General features: G+C 69.8%; 13 protein-coding genes. 4 read left to right on the top strand and 9 right to left on the bottom strand.

Features of this window, described 5'->3' with window-relative positions; genetic code table 11:
- Window positions 1-485: 485 nt before the first annotated feature.
- Window positions 486-881 carry an NBR1-Ig-like domain-containing protein gene (locus tag BLS95_RS55355; protein ID WP_176992981.1) on the bottom strand — a complete coding sequence of 132 codons (396 nt, stop codon included), beginning with the start codon at window positions 879-881 and terminating at the stop codon, window positions 486-488.
- Between the two features lie 978 nt (window positions 882-1,859).
- Window positions 1,860-2,237 (bottom strand): hypothetical protein, encoded by a 378-nt coding sequence (locus BLS95_RS02105; protein WP_143043555.1) that lies wholly within the window; start codon window positions 2,235-2,237, stop codon window positions 1,860-1,862.
- A gap of 194 nt (window positions 2,238-2,431) precedes the next feature.
- Between BLS95_RS02105 and BLS95_RS02110 the strand changes: the two genes are divergently transcribed.
- From BLS95_RS02110 to BLS95_RS02120, 3 genes are all read left to right on the top strand, one after another.
- Entirely contained in the window at window positions 2,432-3,439 is a 1,008-nt protein-coding gene (locus BLS95_RS02110) for a hypothetical protein (protein ID WP_090928474.1), read from the top strand.
- A gap of 263 nt (window positions 3,440-3,702) precedes the next feature.
- Complete coding sequence (locus BLS95_RS02115; protein ID WP_090928476.1) at window positions 3,703-4,410, top strand: SDR family NAD(P)-dependent oxidoreductase; 708 nt, start codon at window positions 3,703-3,705, stop codon at window positions 4,408-4,410.
- A 39-nt stretch (window positions 4,411-4,449) separates the two neighbouring features.
- A complete protein-coding gene (locus BLS95_RS02120) occupies window positions 4,450-5,031 on the top strand; it encodes a hypothetical protein (protein ID WP_090928478.1) in 582 nt (193 codons plus the stop codon).
- A gap of 177 nt (window positions 5,032-5,208) precedes the next feature.
- Here the strand turns inward: BLS95_RS02120 and BLS95_RS02125 are convergent, their stop codons facing one another.
- From BLS95_RS02125 to BLS95_RS02150, 6 genes are all read right to left on the bottom strand, one after another.
- A complete protein-coding gene (locus BLS95_RS02125) occupies window positions 5,209-6,003 on the bottom strand; it encodes an amino acid ABC transporter permease (RefSeq protein ID WP_090928480.1) in 795 nt (264 codons plus the stop codon).
- On the bottom strand, window positions 6,000-6,668 hold the full coding sequence (locus BLS95_RS02130; RefSeq protein ID WP_090928482.1) for an amino acid ABC transporter permease: 669 nt from the start codon (window positions 6,666-6,668) through the stop codon (window positions 6,000-6,002). The genes BLS95_RS02125 and BLS95_RS02130 overlap by 4 nt, the downstream gene beginning before the upstream one ends.
- A gap of 5 nt (window positions 6,669-6,673) precedes the next feature.
- Window positions 6,674-7,507 (bottom strand): glutamate ABC transporter substrate-binding protein, encoded by an 834-nt coding sequence (locus tag BLS95_RS02135; protein WP_090928484.1) that lies wholly within the window; start codon window positions 7,505-7,507, stop codon window positions 6,674-6,676.
- Between the two features lie 9 nt (window positions 7,508-7,516).
- Window positions 7,517-8,260, bottom strand: coding sequence for an amino acid ABC transporter ATP-binding protein (locus BLS95_RS02140; protein WP_090928486.1), 744 nt, complete (start codon window positions 8,258-8,260; stop codon window positions 7,517-7,519).
- Between the two features lie 268 nt (window positions 8,261-8,528).
- Entirely contained in the window at window positions 8,529-9,377 is an 849-nt protein-coding gene (locus BLS95_RS02145) for a glutamate ABC transporter substrate-binding protein (RefSeq protein ID WP_245764765.1), read from the bottom strand.
- The gene (locus BLS95_RS02150) at window positions 9,374-10,060 is read right to left on the bottom strand and encodes a response regulator (RefSeq protein ID WP_090928489.1); all 687 of its coding nucleotides are present in this window, start codon (window positions 10,058-10,060) and stop codon (window positions 9,374-9,376) included. Before BLS95_RS02150 ends, BLS95_RS02145 begins: the two co-directional genes overlap by 4 nt.
- Before the next feature lie 174 nt (window positions 10,061-10,234).
- Here BLS95_RS02150 and BLS95_RS02155 point away from each other — a divergent pair, with 174 nt between their 5' ends.
- Window positions 10,235-13,066: a hybrid sensor histidine kinase/response regulator gene (locus tag BLS95_RS02155; protein WP_245764766.1), complete on the top strand. Its 2,832-nt coding sequence runs from the start codon at window positions 10,235-10,237 to the stop codon at window positions 13,064-13,066.
- Window positions 13,067-13,080: 14 nt separating this feature from the next.
- Here the strand turns inward: BLS95_RS02155 and BLS95_RS02160 are convergent, their stop codons facing one another.
- A complete protein-coding gene (locus tag BLS95_RS02160; RefSeq protein WP_090928493.1) occupies window positions 13,081-14,460 on the bottom strand; it encodes an SLC13 family permease in 1,380 nt (459 codons plus the stop codon).
- Window positions 14,461-14,470: the final 10 nt, after the last annotated feature.

Consider the following 14,470-nt stretch of genomic DNA (forward strand, 5'->3'; position numbering starts at 1 on the left):
GGGTTGGTCAACGTTGGAGCAACGTTCACCACCGGGCCATCCCCGCCCCGAGCCTCACGCCACAGCACCGCCGAACACCCCGGTCACCCCCCGCACCGCATGCGGCACCGGGAGCCGATCCACCACCTGAGCGACGTGTGCCTGCTCCGCGACCTCTACCTGCACACCGGCCCCGAACCGACAACCCCGTGCACCGGCCCGGCACCACCGGGGCCCACCACCCGCCTTGCTGCGAGAGTCGGGTGGTGGTCGGTCAGGGTGGCTCGCCGGAAAGGTGAGTCAACGGTCGAGCGGCACATCGCCTGGCAGGCCACGAGGCTTGTAGGGGAGCCGGCAAGGAAGACGCCGCTCGACAGGACGGGCCCAGGTCGGGGCTGATCAGAGTTGGTCAGAGTTGGTCAGGGGAGGTAGGGCAAGTTAAGCCACGGTGACGTCGAGGAAGATGGGCTTCTTTGCGGCGAGCAGCGGGGTGCCGTCCGCGTCCGTCATCTTCCAGAAGATCTTGCAGCGGCCGGGGGAGTCGGCGGCGCGCACGCGTACCGTGATGTTGATCGACTGCCGGGCAGGACGGGGCCGATGCCGACCCGCTTGGGGGCGCGGCACGGGGTGTCGTTCATGCGTGTGAGATAGCGCCCCTGCCACGGGATGGTGCCCGCGTTGCGGATGCGCCAGGTCTTGTCGAAGGACTCGCCCTGCTCCACCACGGTCCCGTCCGGGTAGGTCACGTCTCCCTCGAAGGTGGAGTCGTCGTGTGGCGTGGCAGGAGGTGAGGCGGACGGTGTGTTCCGCGCGATGGGCTGCTCGTTCTGCTGCGAGAACGGCAGCGCCCAGGCAAGCAGCACGGCGGCAAGTCCCAGCACACTGGCCAGCGCCACGATCACAGCGACTTTCCCGGCCAGAGACGGCCGCGAAGGACCCCGCAAAGGTTGCGTGGGTGGATCCGATGACCCCGATGGATCCGGCCCAACACGTGGATCCGGCCCAACACGTGGATCCGGCCGAACACGTGGATTCGGCCGACCGGATGAATCCTGCCGATCCGGTGGATGGGGTGGATCGGGTGGATCGGCCTGCGAAGGTTGCGAGAGTCGTGGGGGTGGATCGGTCCGCGAGGGGTGTGCGGATGGGGGCTCTGGGTCGGCGAAGTCGGTCTGCGTCGGTTGTGCGGGCTGTGGGAGCGAGGCGGATGTGTCCGTTGGATCGGAAGGGTCGGCCGTCGGCTGCCGTGTGGGCTGCGTGGACGGAGTTGTCGCGTCCGGGGGATCGGGCGGGTCGGTGGGGTGGGGTGGGAACTGCTCGGACATGCGGGCCTCATACCTGGAGTCGCCGGCGATCCTCGCGGCCTGCTCCCAGTGCGCTCGCCACTCGCGTCTGACCTCGTCCGGATCCCGGCCCAGCCGATCGACCGCCAGCACCCGGACGAACTCCCACGTCGTCTCCCAAGTCGGCAAGGTCGAGCCGCGGGCCGCGGCGGCCAGCGACGACTTCGAGGCCGCCGCACCGAGGCGGGAGGCCATGTCCGCGAAGGACGGGTCGCCCGCCTCTTCCTTCAGTCGCCACAGACGGTGTGCAAGCAGCGCGACCGGGCCGGACTCCGGATGCGGTCGGATCGGCTTGCGCCCTCGCCGCGGTCCGGCTCCCTCGTCCTGCGATGCGGACGACTCGGCCATGTCACCTCTGCTCTGGTCGACCCCTGCACGTCCAGATCAGATGACATTATCAAGAACATCCCTCGTGTACGATCCATCGCAGAGAGGTGGGACCCCAGCCAGGCGGTAACCCCCCTGGTATACCGGTCTTGACCGGGGTCCTGAGCTCCAGGTTAGTGAGCACCGGGAAGAGCGGCGGCCTCGAAAGAATCAGCCGCAGTGGGAAACTTCCTTGATGGACTGGACGGTCGGGCGGGCACCCTTGAATTTCTTTTTGTCGAAGTCGCCGCCGCGTACCCAGATGCACGCGTCAGGGGCCTGCGCCACCCGGATCTTTATTCCCCTGGAATGCTTGCAGCGGTTGTGGAAGTAGACGGTTACGCTGGTCGTGCCGTTGTCCCCGTACGAATAGCTGAAGCACCGGGTCTTTCCGCGGACGACGTCGAGCGCTGTTTGGGTCCCGGCGGTCGTCGCGGTGTTCGTGGTTGGGATTACGGTCGCGGATGACGCCGGCGCCGCAGTCGAGCAGGCGAACATCGTGGCCGCCATCGAAGCCACCGCGAAGGTTGCCTTGTTACGCATTCTCATCGAACTTCCCCCATTCGGTTCGGACTTTCTGCCTCCACTTTCACGGGTCGGCGCCGGAGCTGCCAAGCGATTTGTGGTGGATAATTGTCCGAACATTTTCCAAGGCAGTTGGACAATTGAATCCGCAGGTCGGATGCCGGAGCTCCAACCTGGCCGCGCTTGACGAATACGGTGTGAACGGTTAGACGACAAGCATGACCACCGTCAAAGAGCGGCTCCGCGGCGCGCTCTCCAATGTGGATCTCGGCATCGTGCTGCTCGTCGCCGTCGCGGTGAGTGTGCTGGATCTACTCGAAGTTCTCGAAGATGGACAATCCGACCAGTTGATTCTGCCGGTGCTGGCCCTGCTCGCCTTCGTCTGGATCAGGGACAGGAACAGGCAGTCACGGGTGGCCGACCAACTCACCCAGGTGTCGCGTACAACCGACGGAATGTGGCGGCTGCTGGCGAGCGGAGACTCGGTGAAATCGCTGAACGGCGCGGCCATCACCCGGCTGCTGGCCGAGGCGCGGGCCAGCAGCGACATGTGGCTGTTCAAGGGCGGGACGGGCACCTATATTCGGGCGGTCACCCTGCCCGAATGCATCGAGCGCGCCCGGCGTACGCGCAGCAGGATGCGTTTCCTGCTGGAATTGCTGGACCCGACCAACGACGAGTTGTGCGGCTCGTACGCGAAGCTGCACCGGAATCTGGCGCAGGACGGGGACGAGGAGAAGGGCTGGACGTCACTGGACACGCGTAAGGACGTCTATGCCACGATTCTCGCGGCGTGCTGGTACCGGCAGAACAACAGCCAGATCATGGAGCTGAAGATCGGCCTTTCCGGCACGATATCGCTGTTCCGCTGCGACCTCACCTCGCACAATCTGGTTATCACGCAACGCGGCCCGGAATTTCCCGGCCTGGCCATTCCGCGCGACAGCCCGCATTACAACCCCTGGTACGTCGAGCTGGAGAACAGCCTTGAGCAGACCAAGCTGCTGGCGGTGAACGAGGCGCCGCAGCTCAGTGCCCGGCCCACCGTGGCCGAGACCAGGGAGCTGTTCGCGGCGCTGGGCATCCCGCTGGGCGAGGAGTTCACCGACCGCGACGTGGCCGCGATCACCGGTAACGCGCTCAGCCGTACCGACCCGTACCAGGGGAGGGTGCAGGTCCCCGCACAGCCCATCGGCTCCCCGCCCGTCGAACCGTCCGTGAACTGAGCCGTCCGTGAACTGAGCCGTCCGTGAACTGAGGTGTCCATGGAAACGGAGCCGTCCAATTAAACGGAGTGGTCCGTGGAAACTGAGGCGTCCGTGGAAACGGAGCCGTCCGTGGGAACGGAGTCGTCCGGCAACTGAGGCGTCCGGCAACTGAGTGAGGGGTCCGGAGTTCGCCGGTGAGGGGCCGGGCCGTGCCTGGTCCTCGGGGTCCCAGGATCGTGGGGCGGCTGGCTGGTCCTGTCGCTGCTGCGGAAACTGAGGCCATGACAACGACGCTGATCACCGGAGCGAACAAGGGCCTCGGCTTCGAGACCGCCCGCCGGCTCATCGCCGCGGGCCACACCGTCTACGTGGGTAGCCGGGACGCCGAGCGCGGCCTGCGGGCCGCCGAGCGGCTGGGCGCGCGCCCGATCCTGCTGGACGTCAACGACGACGACTCCGTCACGGCCGCGGCGAAGACCATCGCCGCCGACGGCGGGCTGGACGTGCTGGTCAACAACGCCGGCATCGAGACGCGGACGGCGGACAACGGGGTGCCCGGCGCCCTGGAGACGACCGCCGATCTGCTGCGGCCGGTGTTCGAGACGAACGTCCTGGGCATGGTGCGCGTCACCCACGCCTTCTTGCCTCTGCTGCTGCGCTCCGCCGCGCCGGTCGTGGTGAACGTCAGCAGCGGCCTGGGCAGCATGGCCATGGTCACCGACCGGGACCTGCCGGCGTACGCCTATCCCGGCCTCGGGTATCCCGCGTCGAAGGTCGCCGTCAACATGATCACGGTGCAGTACGCGAAGGCGTTCCCGAACATGCGGATCAACGCGGTGGAACCGGGATACACCGCGACGGACCTGAACGGGCGCACCGGCACGCAGACCGTCGAGCAAGGTGCCGAGATCATCGTCCGGATGGCGCAGGTGGGTCCCGACGGCCCCACCGGGGGGTTCTTCAATGCGGAGGGCGTCCTTCCCTGGTAGCGGCGCCGGCCGGGGGCGGCACCTGGCAGGCTGGCGGGCATGGGATTCGGAGTCCGGGAGTTCGAGCTGGCGTTGTTGCACCGGATGCGCGACCTCAACGCCGAGCGGGTGGAGGTCGCGCTCGGAGAGCTGGGCGCGTCGCGGGCCGAGGTGCGTGCGGCGCACGCCCACTGGACCAGGATTCTGCACGCGAGCAGGGGGCGGGCCGGGTTGGGGCGGGTGCTTGGTCGGCCAGCCCACCGGGACGTGACGGTGATCGGGAGTCTGACCTGCGACGTCGCCCGGTGGGAGTTGCCGTCGTGGCCGGGGCTCCAGTTCGAGGTCCTGTACGGCCCCGGCAGGGAGGTGTGGAACCAGTGGTTCGTCCGCCCTGGCGGCGCCGCCCGGCTGGCCTTCGCCGACCTGGCGCCTTGGGGGTGCGTCGTCGGCGACGTCGCCGCCAGCTTCCCCGGGGCCGCCCAGTTGGAGGGCACGGCCCCGCACCACTGGGCGGTCGAGTTCCGCCACGGCGGCACCGGCTACCGCGCCCGCTTCGTGTACGGGCTGTACCAGCGGCTCGACCGACTCCCCGCCGAGTCGGCCGATGGCGGCCCGCATCAGGAGGCTCGGCCGGCTCGCTGACGACTGGGCCGGTGGTGGCTCGTGCCAGCGGCTTGGTCGGTTGGCTGACGATCGGGCCGATGGCGGCTCGTGCCAGCGGCTTGGTCGGTTGGCTGACGATCGGGCCGATGGCGGCTCGTATCAGCGGACTTGGCCGGCTCGCTGACGACCCGGCCGGTGGTGGCTCGTGCCGGTGGGTCAGCGACGGCCCAGGCGGTGTGCCAGTCGGTCCAGGGACAGGTTGATCAGGATGAAGATGCCCGCGATGAGGATGGCCGCGGGGATGACGTTGGAGAAGTTGGCCGCGATCCCGTTCAGGCCGCGGTCCACGAGTTCGTCGTAGCCGACGATGAGCCCGAGCGCCGAGTCCTTCAGCAGCACGATGAACTGGCTGACCAGGGCGGGCAGCATGGCCTTGATCGCCTGTGGCAGCAGGACGAGCCGCATCACCTGGCCCTTGCGCATGCCCATCGCGTACGCCGCCTCGCTCTGCCCGCGCGGCAGGCTCAGCACCCCGGCCCGGACGATCTCCGCGATCACCGACCCGTTGTAGAGGGTGAGCCCGAAGACGACCGCCGTGAAGGCGGAGATGTTCACCCCCAGGACGGCGTACGAGCCGAAGAAGGCGAAGAAGATCAGCAGCAGCAGCGGCACGGAGCGGAAGAACTCCACCACCGTGGCCGCGGGCACCCGGATCCACCGGTGCTCGGACATCCGGGCGGTCCCGAAGGCGAGCCCGAACAGCCCGGCCAGCACCACTCCCGTGACGGCCGCCCCGAGCGTGCCGGCCAGCCCCGGCAGGATGAAGGTGCTCCAGACATCGGCCCGCAGCAGCGGCGTCCACTTGGCGGCCGCCCACTGCTCCTTCTCGTCGAAGCGCACGTAGACCAGGTACGCCAGGGCCAGCAGCACCACCGCGACGGCCGCCGCCAGCACCCGGTTGCGGAGGATCCCGCGCGGCCCCGGCCGCTCGTACAGGTTCGAGTAGCTCATCGGGACACCGCCATCCGCCGCGACAGCCAGCCGAACAACAGCCCCATCGGCAGGCACAGCAGCACGAACCCGGCGGCGAAGCCCAGGAAGATCTCGATGACCTGGTCCCCGTACGTCTCGATCATCTCGCGCATCCGTACGGACGCCTCGCTCACGCCCACCACCAGCGCGATCGTGGTGTTCTTGGTCAGCGCGATCATGATGCTGCCGAGCGGCGCCACCACGGCGCGGAACGCCTGCGGCAGGGTGATCAGCGCGAGCGTCTTGACGAAGCCGAGCCCGAGCGACCTGGCCGCCTCAGCCTGGCCGACAGGCACCGTGTTGAGCCCCGAGCGCAGGGCCTCGCAGACGAACGCCGCGGTGTAGGCCGTCAGCCCGATGCAGGCGAGCCAGAAGTTGTTGGTCGCGAGGTCGTCGGACAGCGTCAGCCCCAGGTTCGCCCCGATGCCCAGGCCGGTGAACAGCAGTACCAGGGTGAGCGGCGTGTTGCGGGCCACGGTCACGTACACGTTCGCGGCGCCGCGCAGGGTGGTCAGCGGCGCGACCCGCATGGCGGCCAGCAGGGTGCCGAGCACCAGCGACCCGAGCGCGCTGACCGCCGTCAGGCGGACCGTCATCCAGAACGCGGCCAGGATGGTGTCGCGTTCGAAGAGCAGTGCTTCCATCCGGATCAGTACCGTTCGAGCTGCGGGGCCGCCGGGACCGGGAAGCCGGAGGCGCCCACGCTGGCCTCCAGCGCCTTCTGCCAGCTCCCGTCGCTGAACATCTTGGCCAGCGCGTCGTTGACCGCGTTACGGCCCGCCGTGTCATCCTTCTTCAGGCCGATGCCGTACTTCTCGGTGCTGAACGGCTCACCGACCACCTTGAGCTTGCCCGCGTGCTGCGCGGCGTAGCCGGCCAGGATGACGTTGTCCGTGGTGAGGGCGTCGAGCTGGCCGCCGAGCACCCGGTCCACGCACGCCGAGTACGTACGCTCCTCCTGGAGCTGCACCTCCTTGGCGTATTCCGTCTTGACCTTCTGCGCCGGGGTCGAGCCGGCGACCGAGCACAGCTTCTTGCCGTTCAGCGCCTGGGGCCCGGTCAGCGCCGCCTCGTCGGCCCGTACCAGCAGCGCCTGCCCGGCCACGAAGTACGGACCGGCGAACGACACCTTCTGCTTCCTGGCGTCGGTGATCGAGTACGTGGCCACCACCATGTCCACCTGGCCCTGCTCGATGAACGCCTCCCGGTTGGCCGTCACGGTCTCCTTGAAGGTGATACCGGACGGCTCGACGCCGAGCTGCTTGGCCACGTACGTGGCGACCTCGACGTCGAACCCGGTGAAGGTGCCGTCCGGCGTGCGCAGCCCGAGGCCCGGCTGGTCGGCCTTCACACCGATCACCAGCTTCTTGTCGTTCTTGGCCTTGTCCACGATGGACGCGTAGCTCCCCTGGCCACCCCCGCAGGCGGCGGTGGTGGTCAGCGCGAGGACGGCGAAGACGGCGTAGAGGGATCTGCCGAACATGGGGGCCTCCTAGTGGATGAGGATCTTGTCGAGGAAGGACTGGGCGCGCTGGCTGCTGGGGGAGCCGAAGAAGGTCTCGGGGCCGGCCTGCTCGACGATCTCGCCGTCGGCCATGAACACGACCCGGTCGGCCGCCCGCCGGGCGAAGCCCATCTCATGGGTGACGACGACCATGGTCATGCCCTCGCGGGCGAGCGAGGTCATGACGTCGAGCACCTCGTTGACCATCTCCGGGTCGAGCGCCGAGGTGGGCTCGTCGAAGAGGATCACCTTGGGCTCCATGGCCAGCGCCCGGGCGATGGCCACCCGCTGCTGCTGGCCGCCGGACAGCTGGGCGGGGAACTTGGCCGCCTGGGCGCCGATGCCGACCCGTTCGAGCAGCGCGCGGGCGGTGGCCTCGGCGGCGGCCCTGGGCTTGCCCAGCACGTGGACCTGCCCGAGGACGACGTTGTCCAGCACGGTCTTGTGCGCGAACAGGTTGAAGGACTGGAAGACCATGCCCACCTCGGCGCGCAGCCGGGCGAGGGCACGTCCCTCCTCGGGCAACGGCGTGCCGTCCACGGTGATCGTGCCGGAGTCGATGGTCTCCAGCCGGTTGATCGCGCGGCACAGGGTCGACTTGCCCGCGCCGGAGGGGCCGATGATCACTACCACCTCGCCCCGCCGCACGCGCAGGCTGACGTTCCTGAGCACGTGGAGGTCGCCGTAGCGCTTGTTGACCTGGTCCAGGACGATCAGGTCCGCGTCGGTCATGCGACACGCTCCTTCGTTCGGTCGGCGTTGGCGTAACCGTAAGGAGGAGCATGATCAGGAGACCGGCTTGTGCGCGTTCTGCTCAGCGATTGCCCCGGTCAGCGGCCCGGAACGACGGCTCAGCAGCCCGAAAACGACAGCTCAGCAGCCCGGGAACGACGGCTCAGCGGGCGCGCGGCACAGCTCGACGGGCGCGCGGCGCGGCTCAGCGGGCGCGCGGCACAGCTTCACCGGCGCGCGGCGCGGCTCTATGGGTGGGCGGGGTGGCTCAGCGGGCCGCCGGGTCCTGTTCGGGGAGGGCGGGCCTGGACCGGTCGGGCGCGACCCCGGTGACGCCGATGGTGGCCTTGAAGGCACGGTCCCACTCCCCGTCACGCAGGGAGCGGGTGATCAGCCCGTTGAGGTAGTCGCGGAAGGCGGTGTCCTGCTTGCGCACGCCCATCCCGTACGGCTCCCGCGCGAACGGCCTGCCCACCAGCCGCAGCGTGTCGGGATGCTGGTCCAGCAGGCCGAGCAGGATGGTGTCGTCGGTGCTGAGCGCGTCGACCTGCCCGGTCATGAGCGCGGGGATGCAGATGCTGTAGGCGTCGACGGTCACCAGTTCGGCGCTCGGCACCTGCTTGCCGATCCGGTCGATGGAGGTGGAGCCCTTGGCCGTGCACACGGTCTTGTCCTTCAGGTCCGCCACCCCGTTGATGCTGTCGTCATCGCTCCTGACCAGGATGTCCTGACCGGCGTAGTAGTACGGGATCGTGAAGCCGACCAGCCGGGAGCGGGGCTCCGTGATGGAGTACGTGGCGATGACGAGGTCCACGAACTCCTGGGTCAGGAAGTTCTCCCGTTCCCGCGAAACGGTCTCGATGAAGCGGATGTTGCGCTCGCTGCCGGTCAGGTCCTTGGCGACCATCCGGGCCATCTCCGTGTCGAACCCGATGATCCGCCCGCTGGAGGGCTCCTTGTAGCCGAACATCGGCTGGTCGAACTTGGTGCCCACCAGCAGGACGCCGCGGTCCCTGATGCGGGCCATGGTCGAGCCCTCGGGGAACGGGTTGTCATCGCCACAGCCCACCGCCGTCAGGCAGAGCAGCAGCGCCACCAGCGCCCTGAGCGTCGTCACCGTACTCGGTACCGGTGCTGGGGGCGGCCGGTCGGCCCGTAGCGCGGCCGGCCCTCGACCTGGCCGCGCTCGGCGAGGTACTCCAGGTAGCGGCGGGCGGTGGCGCGGCTGATGCCGATCATCCCGGCCAGTTCGTGCGCGGAGACGTCCTCCTCGACGGACGCCAGCGCGTCCAGCACCGCCTGCTCGGTCGCCGCGGAGATGCTCTTCGGCCGGGCGGCCTGGTCGAGGTGGAGGGAGCGGAAGACGCGGTCGATCTCCTGCTGCTCGGCGAACCGGTCGCCGGCCGACAACTGCTCGACCGTGGCCGCGTACCGCAGCAGGGTCTGCTCCAGGGTGCCGGCCCGGGTGGGTTTGACCAGGTAGTAGAGGGCCCCGCGTTGCATGGCCGCGCGTACGGCCGCCGACTCGTGGTGGCCGGAGATCACGATGACGTCGGCGGGCGGCTGGTCGGGCCGGCGCAGCCGGTGCGCCACCTCCAGCCCGGGTAAGTCGGGTAAGTGCAGGTCGAGCAGGATCAGCCGGGGGGCGAAGCGGCCCGCGGCGGCGAGCGCGGCGTGCCCGGTGTGCGCGATGCCCACGACCTTGAAGCCGAGCACCCGGTTGACCTGCGCGTGCAGCGTCGCTGTGACGACCGGGTCGTCGTCCACGATGAGAACGGTGATGTCCCTGGCCTCAGGCATCGCCACGCTCCTCGTCCAACAAATATGGATCAATGAAGCTTAGGCAGCTCTTCATAACATAAAACGTCTTTTGCGCCTTCTGCTCATCACGATCCTGCTATCGCGCCCGTTTCCTCCTAGTCTTGACGGCGAGCGACAACGGGAGGGCAGACGCCGGTGCGATGGTTGTTCGCGGTGACGGCATTGTGGACACTGCTCGGCCTGCTGCCCCTGGCCCTGCTGACCTCCTCCAGCATCTCCCTGTCGGAACGAGCGGTGAAGAACGAGGTCGACGACCGGGTCAAGACCACCGCCTCGGTGAGCCGCGTCGTCGTCGAGCAGCAGATGGGCTCGTTGAAGGAGCTCGTCATCGCCTTCGCGCGGCAGCCCCGGGTACGCGAGTCGATCGACCAGGTCACCGGTGACACCCTGCGCGGCTACCTCGACGAGCTGAAGCGCATGCGCGACGGCGTCAGCGGGATCATCATGATCTCCCCCGAGGGCCGGATGCTGGGCGCGCTGCCGGCCAGCGGGCTGCCCCAGGACATCGTCAGCACCGACTGGTACAGCGCCGTGCGCGACTGGCGGCGGGCGCACGTGTCCCAGGCGTACACGCCCACGATGAAGGACGTCTCCAGGGCCGTCGCCGTGGCCGTGCCGATCCCGAGCGAGGACGGCGAGCGCATGGTGGGCATCCTCACCGTCGTCTACAGCCTGGACGCCATCCAGAAGTTCGCCAAGGAGGCCGCCGAGGCCCAGGACATCCGGCTGCTGATCACCGACCAGGCCGGCGTGCTCGTCGCCGACCCCGGCCGTACCCTGTACGCCCTGACCTCCCTGCGCGAGGACCCCCGGGTGGACGCGGCGTTGGCCGGGCGCACCTGGAAGGGCGAGTTCCGGGGCATCGACGGCCTGGTGCTGTCCGCCTCGGAGCCGATCCCGGACATCGGCTGGACGGTCACCGCCGAGGTGTCCGCCGTCACCGCGCTGGCCTCGGCCGAGCGGCTGCGGGCCAACGTGCTGACCGTGGCCGCCCTGCTGGCCCTGCTCATCCTCATCGGCCTGGGGCTGCAGATCCACAGCACCCGCGGCCGCCGCCGGGCGCAGGCCACGCTGTCCAGGTACGCGGCCGAGCTGGCCGACGCCAGGGACGTGGCGGTCAACGCCTCCAAGGCCAAGTCCGAGTTCCTGGCCAAGATCAGCCATGAGATCCGCACCCCGATCAACGGCGTCCTCGGCATGAACTCCCTGCTCATGGGCACCCGGCTGGACGACGAGCAGCGCCACTACGCCACGACCGCCCAGGAGTCGGCCCAGAACGTGCTGCGCCTGCTCGACGACTTCCTCGACCTGTCCAAGATCGAGGCGGGCCATCTCCAGGTGGACGCGGTGCCGTTCGACCTGCCGCGGCTCTGCGACGAGGTGGTGGCGCCGTTCGCGCCGCACGCGTACGAGCAGGGGTTGTGGCTGACGCTCCGGCTCGACGAGGACGTGCCGCGGCAGGTGCTGGGCGACCCGGCGCGGCTGCGCCAGATCCTGACGAACGTGGTGGGGAACGCGCTGAAGTTCACCGTCCAGGGCGGTGTGGACCTGCACGTGACCCTGGACGAGGGGCAGCAGGGCGGGTCGCGGGCGGTGCTGCGGTTCGCGGTCGCCGACACCGGGATCGGGGTGGGGCCCGCCGACCGGGAGCGGGTCTTCGGTGTGTTCCGGCAGGTCGACTCGCCGATCACGCGCAGGACCGGGGGGAGCGGCCTGGGGCTGGCCATCAGCAGGCAGCTCACCGAGCTCATGGGCGGGCGCATCGGGCTGGACAGCGTGGAGGGCGTGGGCAGCCGGTTCTGGGTGACGCTGCCGCTGGAGGTGCTGGCCTGGTCCCAGCCGGGGACCGAGGGTCCGGCCGGGCGGCGCGCCCTGGTGGCCGACCCGCGGCCCGAGGACCGGGCGCTGGCCGCGCGGTTCCTCGCGGACGCGGGGCTGGACGTGGAGGAGGTCACGGACGAGGAGTCCGCCCTGCTGCTGCTGCACGCCGCCGCGGCCGACGGCAGGCCGTACGAGCTGGCCGTGGTCGCCCTCGACCTGGGCACGGTGTCCCAGTCGCTGGCGCACACCATCCTCACCGACCCGATGCTCCGCGCCACCAGCGTCATCGTGGTGGTCACGCCGGGACGTACCGGGTTCTCCTGGCCGGTCGCGGCCGACGAGCGTACCGTGCAGTCGATCACCCGGCCGCTCAGCCGCCGCCGCCTGCTCGCCGCCGTCGAGAACGCCCTGCGCACCTCCGAGTGCCCCGGCGAGCCGCGCGGCGCCGCGGACGGTGTGGGACCGCACGCGGCGGCGCGCATCCTGGTGGCCGAGGACGACGAGGTGAGCCGCCAGGTGGCGCTCCTCGTCCTGCGGCAGGCGGGCCACGAGGTCGAGGTGGTGAACGACGGCGAGCAGGCCGTGCGTGCCGTGCTCTCCGGCGGCTACGACCTGGTGTTCATGGACTGCCAGCTGCCGCTGCTGGACGGGCTGGCCGCGACCGCCGAGATCAGGCGGCGCGAGGAGGTCCACACCCCGATCGTCGCGATGACCGCGGCCGCCATGCCGGACGACCGGATCAGGTGCCTGGAAGCGGGCATGGACGACCACCTGGCCAAGCCCGTGGACTGGCCGCACGTGCTGGCCAGGATCCCGGAGTGGACGGCCTCCGCCGGGCTCCCGCCCGAGCTGGCCGGCCTGTCGGCGGAGGCTCTGGCTGACGTCGGCGCGGCCTACGTGGCGACCGCCATGAGCACGTTCAAGGAGCTGAGGCAGGCGGCCGAGGAGGGGGACCCGGCGCGGGTGGCCGCGCTCGCGCACCGCCTCAAGGGCGGCTGCGCGACCGTCGGCGCCGTCCGCGAGGCCGAGCTGTGCCGCCGCGTGGAGGACCTGGCGCGGGCCGGCATCATCGACCAGAAACCCCTGGACGAGCTGTACGAGCTGCTCAAGGAGAAACCGTCCTGGCTGAACGGGCTGAACGGCTCCCGGGTCGCCAGCTGCTGAGCCCGGTGCGCGGCTCAGCCGAGCCAGCCCGGAGCCACCAGGACGGCCCAGGCCGCCAGCGGGCCCACCAGGACGATCATCGCGCCATAGGTCAGCAGCCTGCGGTAGAACACGTCCCGCTCCATGCCCCGGACGTTGGCCACGAGCAGCGCCCCCGTGGTGGAGAACGGGCTGACGTCCACGATGGCCGACGACACCGACAGCGCCGCGATCATCGCGATCGGCCCCAGCGTGCCCTGCCCGAGCAGCGGCACCGCCAGCGGCACGAGCGCGCCCAGGATGCCCACGGTCGAGGCGAAGGCCGACACCACGCCGCCGACGTAGCAGATGAGCAGCGCCACCAGCAGCGGGATGCCGATCGCGGCCACCGCCGAGCCCACGTAGTCCACGGTGCCGATCTCCTGCAGGACGCCCACGTACGTGACGACGCCGCAGATGAGCAGCACGGTCGGCCAGGCCACCCGCTCGACGGCGCCCTTGTTCGTCCTGGGCGAGGTGAGGGACAGGACGACGGCCACGGTGACGGCGGTCAGGCCCACGTCGAGCTGGTACACCAGCACGGCCAGGCAGAGCGCCACGATGCCGATCAGCGTGAGCGCCTGGTGCAGGGTGAGCCGCAGGCCGCCGCCGTCGACTCCGGTGTCGGGGGCGACCGTGGTGGTGACCGCCCCGCCGGACCCGGACGTGGCCGGCGACGCCCCCGGGGATGCCGCCGCGGCCCCGGTGCCGGGCGCGGACGTGGTCCCGGTGCCGGGGCCGGTGCCGGGCTCGGTGGTGATGGAGCCGCGGCTCACCAGGTCCCGGCCGCCGAAGACGAAGAACACGATCACGGCCGCGGCCGTGTTGAACGCGAAGCTGGACAGGAACAGCGAGATGTTGTCGTAGGGCAGGTTCGCGTCCCGGGTGACGCCGTTCACGATCCCGCCGAGCACGCTGATCGGCGAGAACGCGCCCGCCTGCGTGCCGTGCGCCACCATCAGCCCGATCAGCATCGGATGGATCCGGTAGTCGGCGGCGAACCCGAACGCGATCGGCGCCAGGATCGCCGCCACCGCAGGAGCCGGCGCCCCCACGGCCGTGAGCAGGGCCGAGATGAGGAACACCACCGGCGGGATGGCGGCGATCCGGCCCCGTACCAGGTGGACGGCGGCTCGTACGAGCCAGTCGACCGTGCCGTTGTTGGTGGCGATGGCGAACAGGAGCGTGACCCCGACGAGGATCACGAACAGGCTGCCGGGAAAGGCCCCCAGGATGTCGTCGGTGCTCATGCCCGCCGCCAGCGTCCCGACCAGGAAGGCGCCGACCAGGGCCAGCGCCCCCAGGTTCACAGGGAAGAGCGTGGCGACGACGAACATGGCGACGAGGGCGAGAATGGATAGGAGCTCTGCGGACACTGCTGACTCC

This window comes from Nonomuraea jiangxiensis (assembly GCF_900099965.1).
Classification (GTDB): Bacteria; Actinomycetota; Actinomycetes; order Streptosporangiales; family Streptosporangiaceae; genus Nonomuraea; species Nonomuraea jiangxiensis.

Coding starts and splice junctions, on each gene's coding strand:
- BLS95_RS02105 (WP_143043555.1), bottom strand. CDS start 2,237: ATGAGAATGCGTAACAAGGCAACCTTCGCGGTGGCTTCGATGGCGGCC.
- BLS95_RS02110 (WP_090928474.1), top strand. CDS start 2,432: ATGACCACCGTCAAAGAGCGGCTCCGCGGCGCGCTCTCCAATGTGGAT.
- BLS95_RS02115 (WP_090928476.1), top strand. CDS start 3,703: ATGACAACGACGCTGATCACCGGAGCGAACAAGGGCCTCGGCTTCGAG.
- BLS95_RS02120 (WP_090928478.1), top strand. CDS start 4,450: ATGGGATTCGGAGTCCGGGAGTTCGAGCTGGCGTTGTTGCACCGGATG.
- BLS95_RS02125 (WP_090928480.1), bottom strand. CDS start 6,003: ATGAGCTACTCGAACCTGTACGAGCGGCCGGGGCCGCGCGGGATCCTC.
- BLS95_RS02130 (WP_090928482.1), bottom strand. CDS start 6,668: ATGGAAGCACTGCTCTTCGAACGCGACACCATCCTGGCCGCGTTCTGG.
- BLS95_RS02135 (WP_090928484.1), bottom strand. CDS start 7,507: ATGTTCGGCAGATCCCTCTACGCCGTCTTCGCCGTCCTCGCGCTGACC.
- BLS95_RS02140 (WP_090928486.1), bottom strand. CDS start 8,260: ATGACCGACGCGGACCTGATCGTCCTGGACCAGGTCAACAAGCGCTAC.
- BLS95_RS02150 (WP_090928489.1), bottom strand. CDS start 10,060: ATGCCTGAGGCCAGGGACATCACCGTTCTCATCGTGGACGACGACCCG.